The 18,200-nt window shown below is 69.9% G+C and carries 9 protein-coding genes; 4 read left to right on the top strand and 5 right to left on the bottom strand.

The window, feature by feature from the left end:
• Positions 1 to 275 precede the first annotated feature (275 nt).
• A complete protein-coding gene (locus tag ABTV91_RS03060) occupies positions 276 to 3,248 on the bottom strand; it encodes a TonB-dependent receptor plug domain-containing protein (protein WP_433853165.1) in 2,973 nt (990 codons plus the stop codon).
• Between the two features lie 317 nt (positions 3,249 to 3,565).
• On the opposite strand from ABTV91_RS03060, the gene ABTV91_RS03055 reads away from it, so the two are divergent.
• The 3 genes from ABTV91_RS03055 to ABTV91_RS03045 are packed head-to-tail and all read left to right on the top strand — an operon-like array spanning position 3,566 to position 8,051.
• Positions 3,566 to 4,972, top strand: a complete 1,407-nt coding sequence (locus ABTV91_RS03055) for an alpha-L-fucosidase (protein ID WP_433853164.1) — start codon at positions 3,566 to 3,568, stop codon at positions 4,970 to 4,972.
• On the top strand, positions 4,969 to 6,426 hold the full coding sequence (locus tag ABTV91_RS03050) for an alpha-L-fucosidase (protein WP_433853163.1): 1,458 nt from the start codon (positions 4,969 to 4,971) through the stop codon (positions 6,424 to 6,426). The genes ABTV91_RS03055 and ABTV91_RS03050 overlap by 4 nt, the downstream gene beginning before the upstream one ends.
• Positions 6,423 to 8,051, top strand: a complete 1,629-nt coding sequence (locus ABTV91_RS03045) for a peptide-N4-asparagine amidase (protein ID WP_433853162.1) — start codon at positions 6,423 to 6,425, stop codon at positions 8,049 to 8,051. The genes ABTV91_RS03050 and ABTV91_RS03045 overlap by 4 nt, the downstream gene beginning before the upstream one ends.
• A gap of 927 nt (positions 8,052 to 8,978) precedes the next feature.
• On the opposite strand, the gene ABTV91_RS03040 is transcribed toward ABTV91_RS03045, so the two are convergent.
• The 4 genes from ABTV91_RS03040 to ABTV91_RS03025 form a co-directional block, all read right to left on the bottom strand.
• Positions 8,979 to 10,844: a glycoside hydrolase family 35 protein gene (locus ABTV91_RS03040; protein ID WP_433853161.1), complete on the bottom strand. Its 1,866-nt coding sequence runs from the start codon at positions 10,842 to 10,844 to the stop codon at positions 8,979 to 8,981.
• Positions 10,841 to 12,352, bottom strand: a complete 1,512-nt coding sequence (locus ABTV91_RS03035) for an alpha-L-fucosidase (RefSeq protein ID WP_433853160.1) — start codon at positions 12,350 to 12,352, stop codon at positions 10,841 to 10,843. Before ABTV91_RS03035 ends, ABTV91_RS03040 begins: the two co-directional genes overlap by 4 nt.
• A gap of 249 nt (positions 12,353 to 12,601) precedes the next feature.
• Positions 12,602 to 14,998, bottom strand: a complete 2,397-nt coding sequence (locus ABTV91_RS03030; protein WP_433853159.1) for a glycoside hydrolase family 3 N-terminal domain-containing protein — start codon at positions 14,996 to 14,998, stop codon at positions 12,602 to 12,604.
• A complete protein-coding gene (locus ABTV91_RS03025) occupies positions 14,998 to 17,313 on the bottom strand; it encodes a family 20 glycosylhydrolase (protein ID WP_433853158.1) in 2,316 nt (771 codons plus the stop codon). The genes ABTV91_RS03030 and ABTV91_RS03025 overlap by 1 nt, the downstream gene beginning before the upstream one ends.
• A 114-nt stretch (positions 17,314 to 17,427) precedes the next feature.
• Between ABTV91_RS03025 and ABTV91_RS03020 the strand changes: the two genes are divergently transcribed.
• Entirely contained in the window at positions 17,428 to 18,192 is a 765-nt protein-coding gene (locus ABTV91_RS03020) for an SDR family oxidoreductase (RefSeq protein WP_433853157.1), read from the top strand.
• Positions 18,193 to 18,200 lie beyond the last annotated feature (8 nt).

Here is an 18,200-nt window from a genome sequence, read left to right as displayed (position 1 = left end):
CAAAGGAACCGCCAGGAGCGATTCCTGCCATGGCCCGCCGATGACCCACGTAGTTGTTCGCCATGGATGGCGGCAACAAAAAAAGTCCGGCCGGAGCCGGACCACACATCCCATGCTGCGGCCTCTTGCGAGGGGGAGAGACAGACGGGAAAAGAGAGATTTGGATGGCGCCAGCATGAACTCGCCGCTGCCGTCCCCGCGCCCACGACGATCGGGGCGACCGGGGACGTGGCCCGGCATGCGCCGGGCCACGGACGTTCCGCTGGAGCGTCGGCTTACCTGAACTTGTAGATGACCTCCGCGGCCACTTCGCGGCCGATCGGGTCGTCCACGCTGTAGGCGAAGTCGCCATGCCACTTGTCGCGGTAGATCTTGTCGAAGATGTTCGACACGTACAGGTTCACCTTCCAGGCGTCGGTGATCTGGTAGCCCACGCTGCCGTTGAAGTAGCGGCGCGGCTGGCGATGACCGTAGTGGCGCTTGGAGGTCTGGCCGTAGGTGACGCTGGTCGGATCCTCGTCGCGGCAGGTGGCGTCGTCGACGTAGGTCAGCGAGGTGTAGCCGTCGGCCAGCGGTTCGCAGCCGCCCCAGCCGACTTCGCGGCCGCCGGACTTCTGGTACACCAGCAGGGTCGCGTTCCACTTCTCCCAGGTCCAGTTGGCGCTGGCGGTGATCTTGGTGCGCGGGTTCTGTTCCTTGCGGGTGTTGACCAGCGGCTCGGTGGACAGGCCACGCTGCTTGTAGGTCAGCATGTTGGTGTAGCCGAGGTTGAAGCTCCAGCTGCCGATCGCCGTGTCGGGCAGGCGGTAGCGGGCGCTCAGGTCGACGCCGGCCACCTGGGTTTCGGCGCGGTTGATCGGGTTGATGTCGATGGTGACCGAACCGGCCACGCTGCCCGCCGTACCGGGCGTGCGGTGGATGCGGCTGGCCACTTCCGAGCACCACTGCGACGAGGGCGGCGACGCCAGCGGGGCGCCGTCCGGCGTGAAGCCGTTGCGGCTGCAGTAGGCCTCGGCCTTGAGCAGGTCGTCGGCGCCGATGTCGTCGATCAGGTTGTCGATGCGGATGTCCCAGTAGTCCGCCGACAGCGAGAAGTTGCTGAAGGCGTCCCAGACGAAGCCGACCGTGTACGACTCGCCTTCCTCGTACTTCAGGCCCGGCGTGCCGCCGCGGTTGACGCGCGCGTCCTCGATCTTGAACGGCACGTTGTTGCGGCCGTCCCACGGGCAGCCGTAACCGCCGCCACCGCCGTTGTCGGCACAGGCCACGTAATCGGTGAAGTCGGAAACGCCCGAGCTGGGCAGCGCGTAGACGTAGTGCATGTCCGGCGCGCGGAACGCGGTGCCGTAGCTGCCGCGCACCAGCAGGGTTTCCAGCGGACGCCACTCCAGGCCGGTCTGGTAGGTGAACTTGGCGCCGCTGCGCACTGCGTCGTACTTGTCGTAGCGGCCGGCGATGTTGGCCGTCAGCGTGTCCATCAGCGGCACGCGGAACTCGACACCCGCCGCATAGCGGTTGCGGCTGCCGCCGCCCTGCTCGATGTTGCCGAACGGCGTGTACCAGCCATCCGGATCGTCCGGATTCAGGGTCTTGGGATCGGGCGTCAGCTTGTAACCCTGGCGCGCGGCTTCCACGACGCCGGCGAAGCCAATCGGGCCAGCCCAGCCCTCGAACAGGTCGCCGTTGATGGTGAAGCTGGCCTGGTTCAACCACGAACGCGCCTTCTTGTTGCCGCGGCCGAGGAAAGCCGAGGTCTCGTCGGGCGACAGCGGGTTCCACAGCTTGTCGTAGTCCGGCGTGTAGATCGGCATGCCGTTGGTGGCGGTGCCCTGCTGCGCGCCCATGAAAAAGTCGTACATCTTGCCCTGGTTGTAGGTGGGGAAGTTCTCCCGCACCTCGTAGGTGGCACGGCCGACCATCGCTTCCCAGTCGAAGCGGTCGCCGATGCGGCCGGTCACGCCGGCGCTGAAGTCGATCGCGCGTTCCTTGGACAGGGTCAGAATGGCGTCGTGGTTGCCCATTTCCTCCGGCGCCAGGAACTTCAGGAAGTTGCGCGGCGCGCCGGCGCCGTTGTTGGCGCGCGGATCCCAGTAGTTCGGGCTGGAGAAGCCGTCCAGGAAGCTGTTGAAGCGGCCGGTCGAATCCCACACGCCCAGGCTGGCCCAGCCCTGGGTGTCATCGCTGAAATCGAAGGTGCCGTGCAGGTAACCGGAGTTGTCCTCGCTGCCGGTGCGCAGCGCCCAGTTGTGGAACACGCGCTGGGCGCACATGGTGCCGCCGGTCGATTCGGCGCCGGTGTTGCGGTCGTAACCGCGGTAGGTGAACTTGTAGTAGAGGTCGCCGTACTGGTCGCACGCGCCTTCCGGCGGGGCGATCAGGCGGGTGACGCTGCCGACGCCCGGCAGGTTGTCGATGGTGCCCGGCTGGCGCAGGCGCAGGCCCGGGTAGGGCGTGGCCTTGCCGATTCCATAGTGCCGCTCGACCGGGTTCCAGGTGATGTAGTCCTTGTCGTCCTCGGCGTCCATGAACGGCCGGTCGCCGGCCAGCAGCTCGCCGCGGTCGAAATGCTGCAGGTTGTAGACCAGGCTCCAGCGGTCGCCGCTGAAACCGCCGGACAGCACGATGTCCGTGTTCTCGCGGCCGCCGCGGGTGGCCTCGCCATAGCGCACGCGCGCGGTGTGGCCGTCCATGTCGTCCTTGAGGATGACGTTGACCACGCCGCCCATCGCGTCGGAACCATAGATGGCCGACGCCGAACCGGTCAGCACTTCGATGCGCTCGACGATGCCGGTCGGGATGTTGTTGAAGTTGGCGAAGTTGCTCTTGCCCTGGTAGGGCATTGGGTAATCGGCGACGCGGTGGCCGTTGATCAGCAGCAGGCTGCGGCCGGGGCCGAGGTTGCGCAGGTTCAGTGGGCTGGCGTTGACCGAGCTCTGGCCCCAGTCGTAGTCGTTCTGCACCGAACCGATCGCCTCGGTGATGGTCAGCAGCGCGTCATAGACGGTTGCGAAGCCTTCCTTCTTCATCTGCTCGGCGGTGATGACCGTCACCGGCGCCGGGCCTTCGACCTCGGAGCGCTTGATGCGCGTGCCGGTCACGGTAATCGCGTCCAGCTGCTTGGCCTGGGTCTTGTTGCCGTCCTTCTCTTGCGGCGGCGCGTCCTGCGCGGTGGCGACGAACGGAGCACCCAGTGCCAGAGCCAGGGCGGCTGCCAGCACGGTGCGGTGGTGTGTGCAGGAACGAATCATCACAAATTCCCCTCCCGGGAGACGAAATCGGTTCAAAGGTCCAACCTGTTGGCACGCACGAAGCCCCCTGAGCACGTGCATGGCGCCAACATAATCGCAACACTATCGTAAAAATGTGATGTGTATCACTATTTAAACCGATTCAATTCGCGAAACCGCTCTGGAACCGATTTCAGGGCAGACCGAGACGGGTAGCTGGCTGCCAGCCGCTGTCCCGCCCCCCTGTCTCCCGGGATGGCCCTCCGGCAGGCGGGAGCATTGCGTCCGACGGCAATGCCGTTAGGATTGGTCCAGCCATTGATCCGGAAACGATGCCCATGCCCTCCCGCCTGTCCGCTCTCCCGCTGTTGCTGGCCCTGCTGGCCGCGACCGGCGGCGCCCCGTCCGCGCTGGCCGCTCCGGCGGCCGATGACCCGCCCGCCGCCGCGCCCGGCAGCGACGACCTGCATGGCGAAACCGCCGCGCAGCGCACGCAGCGCCTGCAATGGTTCGCCGACGCCAAGCTGGGCGTCTTCATCCACTGGGGCATCTACGCGGTGGACGGCATCGACGAGTCCTGGTCGTTCTTCAACGGCAAGATCTCCCACGCCGACTACATGAAGCAGCTGCGCGGCTTCACCGCCAGCGCCTACGACCCGCAGGCCTGGGCCGACCTGGCCAGGCGCAGCGGCGCGCGCTACGCGGTGCTCACCACCCGCCACCACGACGGCGTCGCGCTGTGGGATTCGGCACAGGGCATCAACGTGGTGCGCGACACGCCCGCCCGGCGCGATCTGGTCGGCCCGTTCGTCGACGCGCTGCGCGCCGACGGCCTGAAGGTCGGCCTGTACTACTCGCTGCCGGACTGGTCGTACCCGGACTACGACGTGTTCACGCGCAAGGAAAAACGCTACGACCCCGCGCGCGAACCGCAGCGCTGGCAGCGTTTCCTGCGCTATTACCAGGGGCAGATCGCCGACCTGCAGCAGCGCTACCGCCCGGACCTGGTCTGGTTCGACGGCGACTGGGAACACGACGCCGCGCAATGGCAGTCGGCGAAGCTGCGCGCGGACATGCTCGCGCGCAACCCCGACCTGATCATCAATTCGCGCCTGAACGCGTACGGCGACTACGCCACGCCGGAACTCGGCCTGCCGGTGCTCAAACCGGCGCAGAGCCACTGGGAGCTGTGCCTGACCATGAACCGCTCGTGGGGCTACCAGCCGCGCGACGGGGAGTACAAGAGCCCCAGCCAGATCATCCAGATCTTCGCCCAGACCATCGGCATGGGCGGCAACCTGCTGCTCGACATCGGCCCGAAGGCCGACGGCAGCATCGACCCGCGCCAGGTCGAGATCCTGGAGAAGCTGGGACGCTGGACCGGCAAGCACGCCGAGGCGATCTACGGCACCACCGGCGGCATCGGCCCGGAACATTTCGCCGGCCCCAGCACCCTCTCCAAGGACGGCAGGACGCTGTACCTGTTCCTGGACGGCCGCCCCAACGGCGACGTGCTGGTCAAGGGCCTGGACAGCAAGGTGCTGCGCGCGCGCGTGGTCGGCGCCGGCCAGCCGGTGCAGGCGCGGGTGCTGGGCAAGTACGACTGGGCCAGGCAGCCCGGCCTGCTGTTCCTGACCCTGCCGCAGGACGCCTTCGACAGCGACATCACCGTGGTCGCGCTGGAACTGGACGCGCCGGTGAAACTGTACCGCGAGGAATCGCGCCCCATCGAGAGCAACGGATGAAACCGCATCGTTTCCTGGCGCTGGCGCTGCTCGGCGCGCTCATCCTCCCCGCCGCGTTCAGCGCCCGCGCCGACAGCCCGGGCGAGTACGTGCCCGAAACCGACCCGCTGGTGCTGCGCCGGCTGGAGCAATGGCAGGACTGGAAGTTCGGTTTCATGATGCACTGGGGTCCGTACAGCCAGTGGGGCGTCGTCGAATCCTGGTCGATCTGCGCCGAGGACGTGGACTGGTGCCGGCGCCCGGACGGCGTGGCCTACAGCGACTACGTGAAGCGGTACGAACACCTGCCCGACACCTTCAACCCGGTGAAGTTCAACCCGGCCGCGTGGGCGCAGGTCGCCCGTGAGGCGGGCACGAAGTACGTGGTGTTCACCACCAAGCACCACGACGGCTTCGCCATGTTCGACACCAGGCAGAGCGACTACCGCATCACCGCGCCCAACGTGCCGTTCCACGCCGACCCGCGCGCCAACATTAGCCGGCAGGTGTTCGACAGCTTCCGCGACGCCGGCTTCGGCATCGGCGCCTATTTCTCCAAGCCGGACTGGCACAGCGACGACTACTGGTGGCGGCGCTTCGCCACGCCCAACCGCCACGTCAACTACGACACCCGCCGCTACCCGGAGCGGTGGCAGCGCTTCGTCGATTACACCCACGCCCAGGTCGACGAGCTGACCCGCGACTACGGCCGCATCGACATCCTGTGGCTGGACGGCGGCTGGGTGCGCCCCGGCGACACCCTGGGCGACATCGCCAACGGCACCGCCGGCGTACCGTGGCCGCAGGACATCGACATGCCGCGCATGGCGGCGATGGCGCGGCGCAACCAGCCGGGCCTGATCGTGGTGGACCGCGCGGTCGGCGGCCGCTACGAGAACTACCGCACGCCGGAGCAGAAGATCCCCGAGCTGCCGCTGCCCTATCCCTGGGAAACCTGCATGACCCTGGGCGACTCGTGGAGCTACGTGCCCGGCGACAACTACAAGTCCGCGCGCAGCGTGGTGCAGATGCTGGTGGACGTGGTCGCCAAGGGCGGCAACTACCTGCTCAACGTCGGTCCGCAGCCCGACGGCCAGCTGCCGGCCGAGGCGATGCGGCGGCTGCGCCAGATCGGCGCGTGGATGGACGTCAACGGCGAGGCGATCTACGCCAGCCGCGCGGTGGCGCCCTACCGCGACGGCAAGTTCCGTTACACGCGCCTGAAGAACGGCGACGTCTACGCCCTCTACCTGCCGGACCCCGCAGAGACGCGGCTGCCGGCGCACCTGCACATCCCCGGCCCGGCACCGCGCGCAGGCGCGACGCTGAACGTGCTGGGCAGTGACGCGGCACTGCAATGGCACCGCGAAGGAGACAGAACCGTGGTGAAGATTCCCGCCGCCGTGCGCGCCGCGACGGCCGATGCCTACGCCTGGGCGATCCGCCTGCCCGGCGCCGCGGAGGCCATGCAATGAGCCGCATCCTCGCCCTTGCCGCGCTCGCCGGACTCGCAATGCCGGCGCTGGCGGCCGCGCCGCCGGCGCAGTTCGGCAGCGACCACGACGACCCGCGCACCGCCAATCCGGCACCGACCACCGATGGCCTGCCCGCCTGCACCGTCGAGGTGCTGCGCCACGGCTTCACCAGCTTCGAGCCGGCACGCGCCATGCTCGACGCGGCGCGCGCCTGCCCCGGCCCGTGGAGCCGGGTGGTGCTGCGCATCGACGGCGAGGTGAAGGGGCGCCAGTACGACCGCATCGGCCACGTCGCCATCGGCGGGGTGACGGTATTCCGCACCAGCACGCCCGAGCCCTCGCGCGACGGCATCGCCTGGCACGTGGAGAAGGACGTGAGCGCCTACGCGCCGCTGCTGGCCACGCCGCAGCCGGTGGAGCTGCACATCGGCAACGTGGTCAACGACACCTATACCGGCGTATTCGACATGCGCCTGCAGCTGCACTTCCACCCCGTCGATGCCGCACATCCGCCGCTGGCCAGCGCCGACCAGGTGCTGGCGCTGGACGCGCTGCACGAGGACGGCCAGGACACCGCCGGCAGCCTCACCCTCGCCCCCGATACCGAACGCCTGCTGGCCGAGGTCTACGCCACCGGCTCGGGCGGCGGCTGCGAGGAGTTCTGGTACTTCGCCACCACCGCCGACGGCTACTGGTGCCATGCCCGCCAGGGGCCGTACCGCGAAGTGCAGGTGCTGGTGGACGGCCGCGTCGCCGGCATCGCCGCGCCCTACCCGCACATCTATACCGGCGGCTGGTCCAACCCGTTCCTGTGGTACGCGATCCAGGCCCCGCGCACCTTCGACATCGCCCCGATCCGCTACGAGCTGACGCCCTTCATCGGCCTGCTCAACGACGGCCGGCCGCACGAGATCCGCTTCCGCGTGCTCGGGCTGGAGAGCGGCCGCGAAGGCTGGAAACTGATGCCCAACGTGCAGGTCTGGCGCGACCCCGCCGGCCAGCGCGTGCAGGCGCTGCTGCTGCAGGCCGAACTGGGCGAGGTCGCGCACGACGGCGACCTGGCCGCGGCCGACCCGCAGCAGCAGCGCATGCTGTACCGCTGGCAGCGCCGCTTCACCGCGCGCGGCGAGGTGAAGGGCTCGCGCGGCACCGTGCAGACCACGGTGGAGCGTTCGCTGGAAGGCGACCTGCACCATCGCTGGACCAGGGACGAGGACGGCGACGACCACCTGCTGGCCGAATGGCGCGACCTGCAGACCCTCACCCGCGCCCCGGAGCATGGCGATGCCAGCACCGAAACGCTGGATCAGCGCTTCGGCCTGGACGGCGCGCTGGTCACCGCCAAGGTGGACGGCAGACCGCGCCTGACCACCACGCTGGACATCCACGACGACACGAGGCACAGCGAAGCCTCCGCCGGTGGCACCCGCAGCTCGCTCACGCGCGATCGTTTCGTCGGCACGGCGTCGTACACCAGCGGCGTGCCGCGCGAGCAGCGCAACGCGACGGCGCGCACGCGGCAGGTGTGGCGGCGCGAGGACGAGCGCGGTTGCCAGCAGCGCAGCATCACCAGCGTCAACGGCTATTTCGTCGAGGACGAGAGCGGCTGCAAGGCCTCGCCGTGACGCCCCACCCGTAGAAGCGGAGCTCGCTCCGCTTGCCCTTGCTTTGCCCTTGCTTTGCCCTTGCTTTGCCCTTGCTTTGCCCTTGCTTTGCCCTTGCTTTGCCCTTGCTTTGCCCTTGCTTTGCCCTTGCTTTGCCCTTGCTCTTGCCCTTGCTCTTGCTCTTGCTCTTGCCCTTGCCCTTGCCCTTGCCGTTGCTCTGCGGTTGCGGTTGCGGTTGCGGTTGCCCGTGATCTTGCTCTGCTTTTGACTTCCGGGGTCCCCTTCCGCAGCGACGGAGCCGGCGGACAAGACCCCGCAGGGGCGACGTGCAGGGATGCACGTCGTTTTTCGACGAGACATGGATGTCTCGTCGAAAAATCCCGGCGGCGGAGTGGACCCGGAGTGCCGCAGGCACGGAGGGCGCGTAGGCAGGGGCGTGTTTCTTTTGGCTACCTTTTCTTTGCACGAGCAAAGAAAAGTAGCTCGCGCCCCGAAGGGGAGCGAAAGCCTTTGATCCTGTTTCTGCCCTTGCTCTGGCTTCCTTTGGACGTCTGTGCCAAAGCGATAGGCAAAGAGCTAAAGCAGAGGGCAGAGGCCAAGCATGAAAGCGGAAGTTTGAAAGCAGAGCTTTCGCCCCTGCTTCGCAGGAGCGAGTTACTTCTCTTTGCTCGTGCAAAGAGAAGTAACCAAGAGAGGCGCTTTTCAACAGCCGAATGGCTGGTCAACACGCCCCTGCCTCCGCGCCCACGGCACTGCGTGCCGTGGGTCCACTCCGCCGGCGGGATTTTTCGACGAGACATCCCTGTCTCGTCGAAAAACGACGCGCGTCCATGCGCGTCGCCCTTCGGGTTATTCCCACCGGCTCCGTCGCTGTGGAAGGGGACCCGGAAATCAAAAGCCCAGGAGCAGAAGCAAAGTCACGGCAACGGCAACAACGGCGACCGCGGATCAGCCTTGCGCCGCACCCGGCGTCTCGAACACCGGATCCACCAGCCCCTGCACCCGCAACAGCGGCGCATCGCTCTCCAGCTCCAGCACCACCACCTCGTTCTCCCCGCGCCGCAGCCACTGCGCCGGCACCAGCAGCGTCTGCTGCGGGCCGATGCGCCAGTACCGGCCCAGGTGGTGGCCGTTGATCCACACATGCCCGCGACCCCAGCCGCGCATGTCGATGAAACTGTCGCCCAGCGCGTCCAGCACGAAGCGGCCGCGATGGAACGCCGGCGCCACCTGCGCGCCGGCGGTGAAGCGCAGCGCCGACAGATCGTCCAGCGGCAGCGGGTGCATGTCCCAGTCCAGCACCGGCTTGCCGGCGAAGCGCACCGGGCCGAGCAGGCCCTTGCGCTCGTCGACCATGCGCGGGCCGTAGTTGATGCGGCCCAGGTTCTCCACCAGCAGGTCCAGCGGCACGCCGGCCTGCACTTCCAGCTCCACCGAGGTGTCGCCGCGGCGGCGGTCCAGCGTGCCGAGGCGGCGGCCGTCCTGGTACAGCAGCGCCATGTCGCGCACGTCGCCCACCTGCAGCGCGCCCTTGCCGGCGGCGGGCAGCCGCGCGCGGTACCAGACGAAGCCATAGGCCTGGTCCAGTTCCTCCATCGCCAGCGGGCGCACCGCGCGCACCGGTTCGCCCAGCAGCGCGCGCAGCGGCGCCGATTGGTCCAGCGTCACCGGCGCGATGGCGATCATCGGCGGCGACGGCGGCACCGCCGGCAGGGTTTCGCCGGCCGGCAGGTGGCGGCCGATCAGCGCGCGCAGCGCATGGAACGCCGGCGTCGGGCGCCCGGCCTCGTCCAGCGGCGCACCGTAGTCGTAGCTGCTGGTGTCCGGCTGGTACGGCTCGGTGGCGCTGTCGTTGGCGCCGTTCATGAAGCCGAAGGTGGTGCCGCCATGGAACATGTACAGGCTGAAGGAGATGTCGCGCTCCAGCATCCACTGCAGGTTGCGCGCGACCAGCGCCGGGTCGGCGGCGGTGTGGTGCCGGTCGCCCCAGTGGTCGAACCAGCCCGGGTAGAACTCGCCGGCCATGCGCGGCACGCCCTGGCGGTGCCGGGCGAAGGCGGCGAAGCTGCCGGCGGCATCGTCGCCGAAGTTCACCATCGCCAGCACGTCGGGCAGGGTGCCGCCGCCGAGCATGCGCTCGGTGGGGCCGTCGGCGGTGTACAGCAGGCCGTCGAAGCCGGCCGCGCGCAGCGCGTCGCGGATGCTGGCCATGTAGCCGTGGTCGCTGCCGAAGGAGCCGTATTCGTTCTCCACCTGGGTCATCAGGATGGGTCCGCCACGGTGGATCTGCAGCGCCGCCAGTTGTTCGCCGACCGCCTTCAGGTAGCCGGTGGCGGCGGCAACGAAACGCGGGTCGTTCGTGCGCACGCGCAGGTCCGGGGCCTTCAGCAGCCACGCCGGGAAGCCGCCGAATTCCCATTCGGCGCAGGCGTAGGGACCGGGCCGCAGGATCACCCACACGCCCTCTTCCTGGGCGATGCGCACGAACGCGGCGATGTCGTTCTGGCCCTCGAAATCGAAACGTCCGGGGCGCGGCTCGTGCAGGTTCCAGAACAGGTAGGTGCCGACCGTGTTCAGACCCATGGCCTTGAGCATGCGCAGGCGCGCGCGCCAGTGCTGGCGCGGGACGCGGCCGATATGCATCTCGCCGCCGCGGATCACGAACGGCTTGCCGTGCAGCAGGAAGCGCTCGCCCTGCCAGCCGAAGGCGGCGGTGCCGCCGCGGCCGGGCGGCGCGGCCAGGGCCATGGGCGGCAGCGACAGCGCGGCGAGGCCGAGCATGCCGGCGTGCAGGAGCTGGCGGCGGTCGATCATGCGTCGATGTCCCCGTGGTGGTCCGGGCGCGCCCAGTCGCCACCGGCGCTGCGGTGCAGGCCGATGCGGGCGATGCGCGGCGCGTCGTAGGCGTGCTCGATCACCACGCGCAGGCGTGGCGTGCGGGTGAGCGGCACGCGGTCGAGCTTGCAGTGGCCGATCGTCGTGCCCCAGGCCAGCGGCTGCCAGCAGCCGTCGCGCCAGGCGTCGATGCGGTAGTTGCTGACGTGCTGGCCATGGGCGATGGCTTCCTCCAGGCGGATCACGTCGAACGCCGCGTCCGCCGGCAGGGCCAGTTCCAGCCAGCCGTCGCGCGCGCCGGCGGCCGGCATCCAGAAGCTGTCGCGGTCGCCGTCGGTCACGCGCGCGGCGGCGGCGCCGTTGCTGCTGGCGCTGGCCGCCGCGCCGGCGGCGAGGTCGCGCGCCAGCATCGCCGTGCGCAGCTGCGCGAAACCGCGCAGCGCGCGCACGTCGTTGTCGTGGAACAGGCCCTGCGCCGTCGGCGGCACGTTCAGCAGCAGCTTGCTGTTGCGGCCCACCGAGGTGAAGTACAGGCCCAGCAGGTTCTGCGGCGTGCGCACCCGCGCGTCCTGCTCGGCATGCCAGAACCAGCCCGGGCGGATCGACACGTCGGTTTCGCCGGGGCGCCACACCGCGCCGTGGGGATCGCCCTGCTGCAGCGCTTCGCCGGTCCACGGATCGTCGGCGCCGGGGCGCGGCACCCGCGCCGGATCGACGCTGGCCCAGCAGGTGCTGCCGGCGCTGCCGCTCTCGTTGCCGATCCAGCGCAGGTCCGGCCCGGCGTCGGAGAACATCACCGCCTGCGGCTGCAGCGCGCGCACGGTGCGGTGGATGCGCGCCCAGTCGTACTGCTGGCGCCTGCCGCCGGGGCCTTCGCCGTTGGCGCCGTCGAACCACAGCTCGGTCACCGCGCCATAGCCGGTCAGCAGTTCGGTGAGCTGTTCGATGTAGAAGTCGTCGTAGGCCCGGCCCTCGCCGTAGACCGGCGCGTTGCGGTCCCAGGGCGACAGGTAGAAGCCCACGCCCAGGCCTTCGGCGCGGCAGGCGTCGGTGAACTCGCGCACCAGGTCGCCCTTGCCGCCGCGCCAGGGGCTGGAGGCCACCGAATGCGCCGTGGTCTTCGTCGGCCACAGGCAGAAGCCGTCGTGGTGCTTGGCGGTGAGGATCATGCTGGCGAAGCCGCACTCGCGCGCGGTGCGCGCCCACTGCCGCGCATCCAGCGCTGCCGGCGCGAACAGCTTCGGGTCCTCGCTGCCATCGCCCCACTCGCGGCCGGTGAAGGTGTTGATGGAAAAGTGCACGAACATCGACAGTTCTTCGCGCTGCCAGGCCAGCTGCGCGGCGCTGGGGCGCGGCCGCGATGAACCAGGCGGCGCGCAGGCCGCGGGTGCGGCGCCGGCGGGCGCTGGCGCCAGCGCACCGGCCAGGGCCGCGGTGCCTGCGCCGAGGAAGCCGCGGCGCGTCCAGTGGGGGGGAAGGGTCGTCATTGTTTCGTTCCTCTCATGGAGCGATGCCAGCCATTTCCTTCTCCCCTGGGGTGAAGGCGTGTTGCTCGCGAGCCACCGGCTCGCACATGCCTGAACGCCCGGCGCTCGGTGCCGGGCCGGGGCGTGAAGCGGGTGCCCCGAAGGAGGATGAGAGTCCGGGCGGAGCCTCGTCCAATCGGACATCGTGCGGGCTTCGCCCCGGATCCTCACCCCAACCCCTCTCCCGGAGGGAGAGGGGCTCGATCAGGCTCACGGCAACACCTCGAATTCCCCCTGCTGGCGGATGTCCTCCGAACCGCCGCCCAGCATCACCCGGAACATGCCCGGCTCGACCACGCGCTGCATCTGCCGGTTCCACAGCGCCAGCGCCTCCGGCGCCAGGGTGAAGGTGACGGTGCGGGTCTGCCCCGGCTGCAGGGCGATGCGCTCGAAGCCGCGCAGGTTCTTCTCGTAGGTGGTCACCGAGCCGACCAGGTCGCGGGTGTAGAGCTGCACCACTTCCTCGCCGGCGCGCGCGCCGCTGTTGCGCACGTCCACGCTGACGGTGACGCTGCCGCCGGGCGCCACCTGCCGCGGTTCGATGCGCAGGTTGTCGTAGGCGAAACTCGTATAGCTCAGGCCATGGCCGAAGTAGTACAGCGCGCCGTTGACCCGCGACTTCTCCAGTTCCGACTGCGCGTTGGGCTTGGTCGGGAAGTTGTAGGGCAGCTGGCCGGCGCTGCGCGGGAAGGTGACGGTGAGCTTGCCGCCGGGGTTGTAGTCGCCGAACAGCGCATCGGCCACCGCGGTGCCGCCCTGGTCGCCGGGGAACCAGGCTTCCAGGATCGCCGGCACGTGCGCGTCGGCCCAGTTGATGCTGATCGGCCGGCCGTTGATCAGCACCAGCACCACCGGCGTGCCGGTGGCGTGCACGGCCTGCAGCAGTTCCAGCTGGCGCCCGGGCAGGTCCAGGCTGGTGCGCGACTTGCTCTCGCCCACGGTGTTGGCGCCATCGCCGAGCACGACGATGGCCACGTCGGCGCCGGTCGCCGCGCGTACCGCCGCGTCGATGCCCGCCTGTTCGGCGACGCTCAGCGGCTCGGGCAGGATCTCGATGCGCGGCCAGTTGGCGCCGGCCGCTTCCACGCCCCTGGCGTAGCGGATGTCGATGCCGTTGCCGAATTTGGCGCGGATGCCAGCCAACACGGTGACGGTGTCGCCGCCCGAAGGGCCGTAGTGGCGCTGCGAGTAGTGCACGTCGTCAGCGTTGGGGCCGATCACCGCAATGCTTTTCAGGTCTTTGCGCAGCGGCAATGCAGCATCACTGTTTTTCAGCAGGACCAGGCTTTCGCGTGATGCCTGCAAGGCCACCGCGCGGTGTTCTGGCGAATTGACCAGCCGCAGCGCGGCGTCGGCGCTTTCGATATAGGGACGGTCGAACAGGCCGAGCAGGAACTTGACCCGCAGGATCTCGCGTACGCGCTGGTCCAGCACCGGCATCGCCAGCGTGCCGTCGCGCACCGCCGCGCGCAGCGGCAGCACGTAGTCCTCCGGCGGGGTGAAGTTGGTGCGGATGTTCAGCCCGGCCTCGGCCGCCTGCCGCGCCGCGTCCTTCTGGTCGGCGGCCACCGCATGCTTGCTGTGCAGGTATTCCACCGCCTCGCTGTCGGAGACCACGTAGCCGCGGAAGCCGAACTCGTCGCGCAGGCGTTCGGTGAGCCAGTAGTGGCTGCCACTGATCGGCACGCCGTCGTAGTCGTTGTACGAACTCATCACGCCGAGCAGGCCGGCCTCGCGGATGGCCGCGGCGAACGGCGCCACGTGCACGTCCTCGACCTCGCGCGGCGCCACCTGCGGATCGGTGCGCGCCATGAACTCGCGCGCGCCCTTGTTGGCGCTGTAGACCACGAAGTGCTTGGCGGTCGCGGCCACGGTGTGGTCCTGCTGCAGGCCCTTCACCATTTCCACGCCCAGCCGCGAGACCAGGTACGGGTCCTCGCCGTAGACCTCCTCCATGCGCCCCCAGCGCTGGTCGCGGGCCACGTCCAGGATCGGCGCGTAGACATTGGTATAGCCCAGCGCGCGCGCCTCAAGCCCGGTGATGCGGCCCATCTGCCGCACCAGCGCCCGGTCCCAGGTGTGGCCGATGCCGATCTGCGCGGGGAAGCTGGTGGCGCGATGGGCCTCGATGCCGCGGATGCCCTCGTTGCTGAAATCCACCGGGATGCCCAGCCGCGTCTGCTCGATGAAGAAACGCTGCACCTCGTTCATCGCCCAGGTGTGCTGCCCGATGTCGGTGGAGTACGGCGTCCTGCCGCCCTTGTCCCAGCCGTTGTGCATCTCGTCGATGTTGCCGATGCCGTCCTTCCACAGCGCCTGCTTCCAGCGCCGCGTCGGCAGCGGGTCCTCCAGCACCCGGCCGTAGCCGTAGAGCGTGGCCATCTGCGCGGTCTTCTCGTCCACCGTCATGCGCGCCAGCAGGTCCTCGACGCGCGCGTCGACCGGCGCGGCGCGGTCCTCGTAGACGTCCTTGCGGCCATTCTTGTCCAGGTCGATCCAGCCGTCGTGGTAGATCGCCGGCGTCGGCGCGAAGGCGACCGGCGGCTGGCCGGCGGTGACCGCGCCCGCCGCCGGCAACGCCGCCAGAAGCATTGCCACGGCGCGCATCAGCGCGCTTCCTCGCCGGTCAGCAGCTGCACGCTGTCGATGGCCCACAGCACGCGGCGGTGGCTGCCGCTGAAGCGCAGGCACAGGTCGTGGCTGCCGGCGCCGGCGGGCAGGGCCACGTCGATCTGTTTGACCGCACGCGCCTGCGTGGCGACGCCGGCGCTGCCCAGCAGCGGGCCGTCGCAGCCATCGCGGCGGACTTCCAGCCGTACCGGCGTGGCCGGCGGCGGCGTGGCGCCGACCGAGTCGCCGCCGAACTGGAAGTTGAAGGGCAGGTCCAGCGCCTGCGCGCGCAGCACGGCGATGCCGTCCAGCGTTGCCGCCGGCCACCTCCAGCAGGGCGCGCCGATGTTGACCGGCACTACGGCGCGTTCGCCGGCCAGCGGTTCGTCGTCTTCCAGGCGCAGAACGAAGTCGCTCTTGCCGCACGGCGCCAGCTGTTCGGCCTGGCGCGTGCGCAGCGCCAGCGCATCCACGCGCAGCGCGCGCGGCGCGGCCAGCGGCTGGCCGTCGAGGAAGCTGTTGGCGGTGACCGTGGCCGGCAGCGCCACCGCCAGCGGCTGCGCGTACCGCGGCGACTGCGCGGTGGGCGCGCTGCCGTCGGTGGTGTAGCGCAGTTGCCCCAGGCCGCTCTGGCTGGACAGGGTCACGCGCGCCTGCCCGCCCTGCGGCTGTGCCTCGATGCGCGCGGCGAAGGCGCTGTCGGCGGCGCCGATGCCGGCGCGCTGGAAGCGGCGCATCTGCGGCGCCAGCCGGTGCAGGAAGCCGTTCCAGTCGCGCGCTTCGCGCGGCGACCATGCCACCTCGGCCAATGCCGACAGCCGCGGGAAGGCCATGTGCTCCACGCGCGGCCCGGTGCGCACGTGCTCGGTCCACAGGTTGGCCTGGGTGCCGAGCACATGCCGCGCCTGCGCCGCGTCCAGTTCCGGCGGCACCGGCTCGAAGGCGTAGATCTTCTCCAGCGGGATCGGACTGTCGTGGCCCGGCGGTTCGTCGGCCGCCAGCGACTGCATGCGGTTGATGTAGGTGATGTCGCTGGGGCTGAGCACCACGTCGTGGCCCTGCCGCGCCGCTTCCACCGCGCCCTGCATGCCGCGCCAGGACATGACGGTGGCTTCCGGCGGCAGGCCGCCCTCGAGGATCTCGTCCCAGCCGACCAGGCGCCGGTCGTGGGCCACCAGGAAGCGCTCGATGCGCTTGATGAACCAGCTCTGCAGGGCCATGTCGTCCTTCAGCCCCAGCGCCCCGCGCCGGGCCTGCACCTGCGGCGAGGTACGCCACTGGTACTTGTCGGCCTCGTCGCCGCCGATATGAATGTAGGTGCCGGGAAAGATCTCCATCACCTCGGTCAGCACGTTCTCCAGGAAGGCGAAGGTCGGCTCGTCCACGCCGTACAGCCAGGTGTGCACGCCCCAGTCCGGCGACACCGGCGGCGCCTGGCCGCTGGCGCCCAGTTCGGGATAGGCGGCGATGGCCGCCTGCGCGTGGCCCGGCATTTCGATCTCCGGCACCACGGTGATGTGCAGCCGGCGCGCGTACTCCACGATCTCGCGCGCCTGCGCCTGGGTGTAGAAGCCGCCGTAGCGCACCGGCTTCCCGTCGGCGCCCACGCCGGCCTTGCCCGCGGGCACGCGCCACGCGCCGACTTCGGTGAGCTTGGGGTAGCGCCGGATCTCCAGCCGCCAGCCTTGGTCGTCGGTGAGGTGCCAGTGGAAGGTGTTGAGCTTGTGCCGCGCCATCTGGTCCAGCAGGCGCTTGATCTGCTCCACGCTCTGCAGGTGGCGGGCCGAATCGAGCATGAAGCCGCGCCAGCGGAAGCGCGGCGCGTCGGCGATGCGCAGCGCCGGCACGGCCACCGGCAGCGCTTCGGCATTGCCCAGCAGCTGCCACAGGCTGACGCCGCCGTAGAACAGGCCGGCCGCGTCGCCGGCGGCCACGCGGACGCCGGCGTCGCCGACGTCCAGCGCATAGCCTTCGGCGGCGGCGCCTGCCTGCGGATCGGTCACGAAGACGATCGCGCCGGCGCCGGCGGCGTCGCCGAGCACCAGGGTGGCGCCGGTGCTTTCGTGCACCAGCTCGACGAAGCGTGCGGCGGCGTCGCGGGCGGCGGCATCGCCGGGCGCGGCGACCACGCGGGTATCGGCGGTCAGCACGAAGCGGCCCTGCGCCGGCTCCACCCGCAGGGGCTGCGGGATCAGCGGCGGCGGGCTACCGGCGGCGAACGCCTCGGCCGGCGCCACCGGCGCGGCCTCGCCGCCGCTTCCGCTACAGCCGGCCAGCAGCAGCGCCAGGGCCAGCCCGGCCACCCCCCGCATCGTCTCCCGCATTCCTGTCGAACCCCGCGCCATCCCCGCACCCCGTTTGCAACAGACCCGAGGCACGATAGCATTGGTCCAACCGCTGTACCAATCTCCCCAGGAGTCCAACCAATGCGCCTGCAAGGCAAACACGCCCTGGTCACCGCCGCCGCGCAGGGCATCGGCCGCGCCACCGCGCTGGCCTTCGTCCGCGAAGGCGCGCGGGTCATCGCCGCCGACATCAACCCGGACGCCCTGCAGCGCCTGCGCGAGGAGGCCGGCGGGGCGCTCACCCCCCTGCACCTGGACGTGACCGACCGCGCCGCCATCGCCGCGCTGGCCGCCCGCCACAGCGGCGACGACGCCGTGGACGTGCTGTTCAACTGCGCCGGCTACGTGCACAGCGGCAGCATCCTGGAGGCCAGCGAGCAGGAATGGGAGCTGGCCTGGCAGCTCAACGTCGGCTCGATGTTCCACCTGATCCGCGCCCTGCTGCCGGGCATGCTGGCGCGCGGCAGCGGCTCGATCATCAACGTCGCCTCGGTGGCGTCCAGCATCAAGGGCGTGCCCAACCGCTTCATCTACGGCACCACCAAGGCCGCGGTGATCGGCCTGAGCAAGGCGGTGGCCGCCGACCATGTCGGCCAGGGCATCCGCTGCAACGCGATCTGCCCCGGCACGGTGGGCTCGCCGTCGCTGGAGGCACGCATCGCCGAACAGGCGCGCCAGCAGGGCAGCAGCGTCGAGGCGGTGCAGGCCGCGTTCGTCGGCCGCCAGCCGATGGGCCGGCTCGGCCGCCCCGAGGAAATCGCCGCGCTGGCGGTGCACCTGGCCAGCGACGAATCGGCCTTCACCACCGGCGCCATCCACGTCATCGATGGCGGCTGGATCAACTGACCTCCCCC

The sequence above is a fragment of the Stenotrophomonas nitritireducens genome (assembly GCF_050984405.1).
GTDB classification, from domain to species: Bacteria; Pseudomonadota; Gammaproteobacteria; order Xanthomonadales; family Xanthomonadaceae; genus Stenotrophomonas; species Stenotrophomonas nitritireducens_B.
This window is presented reverse-complemented; position numbering and strand designations above follow the sequence as displayed.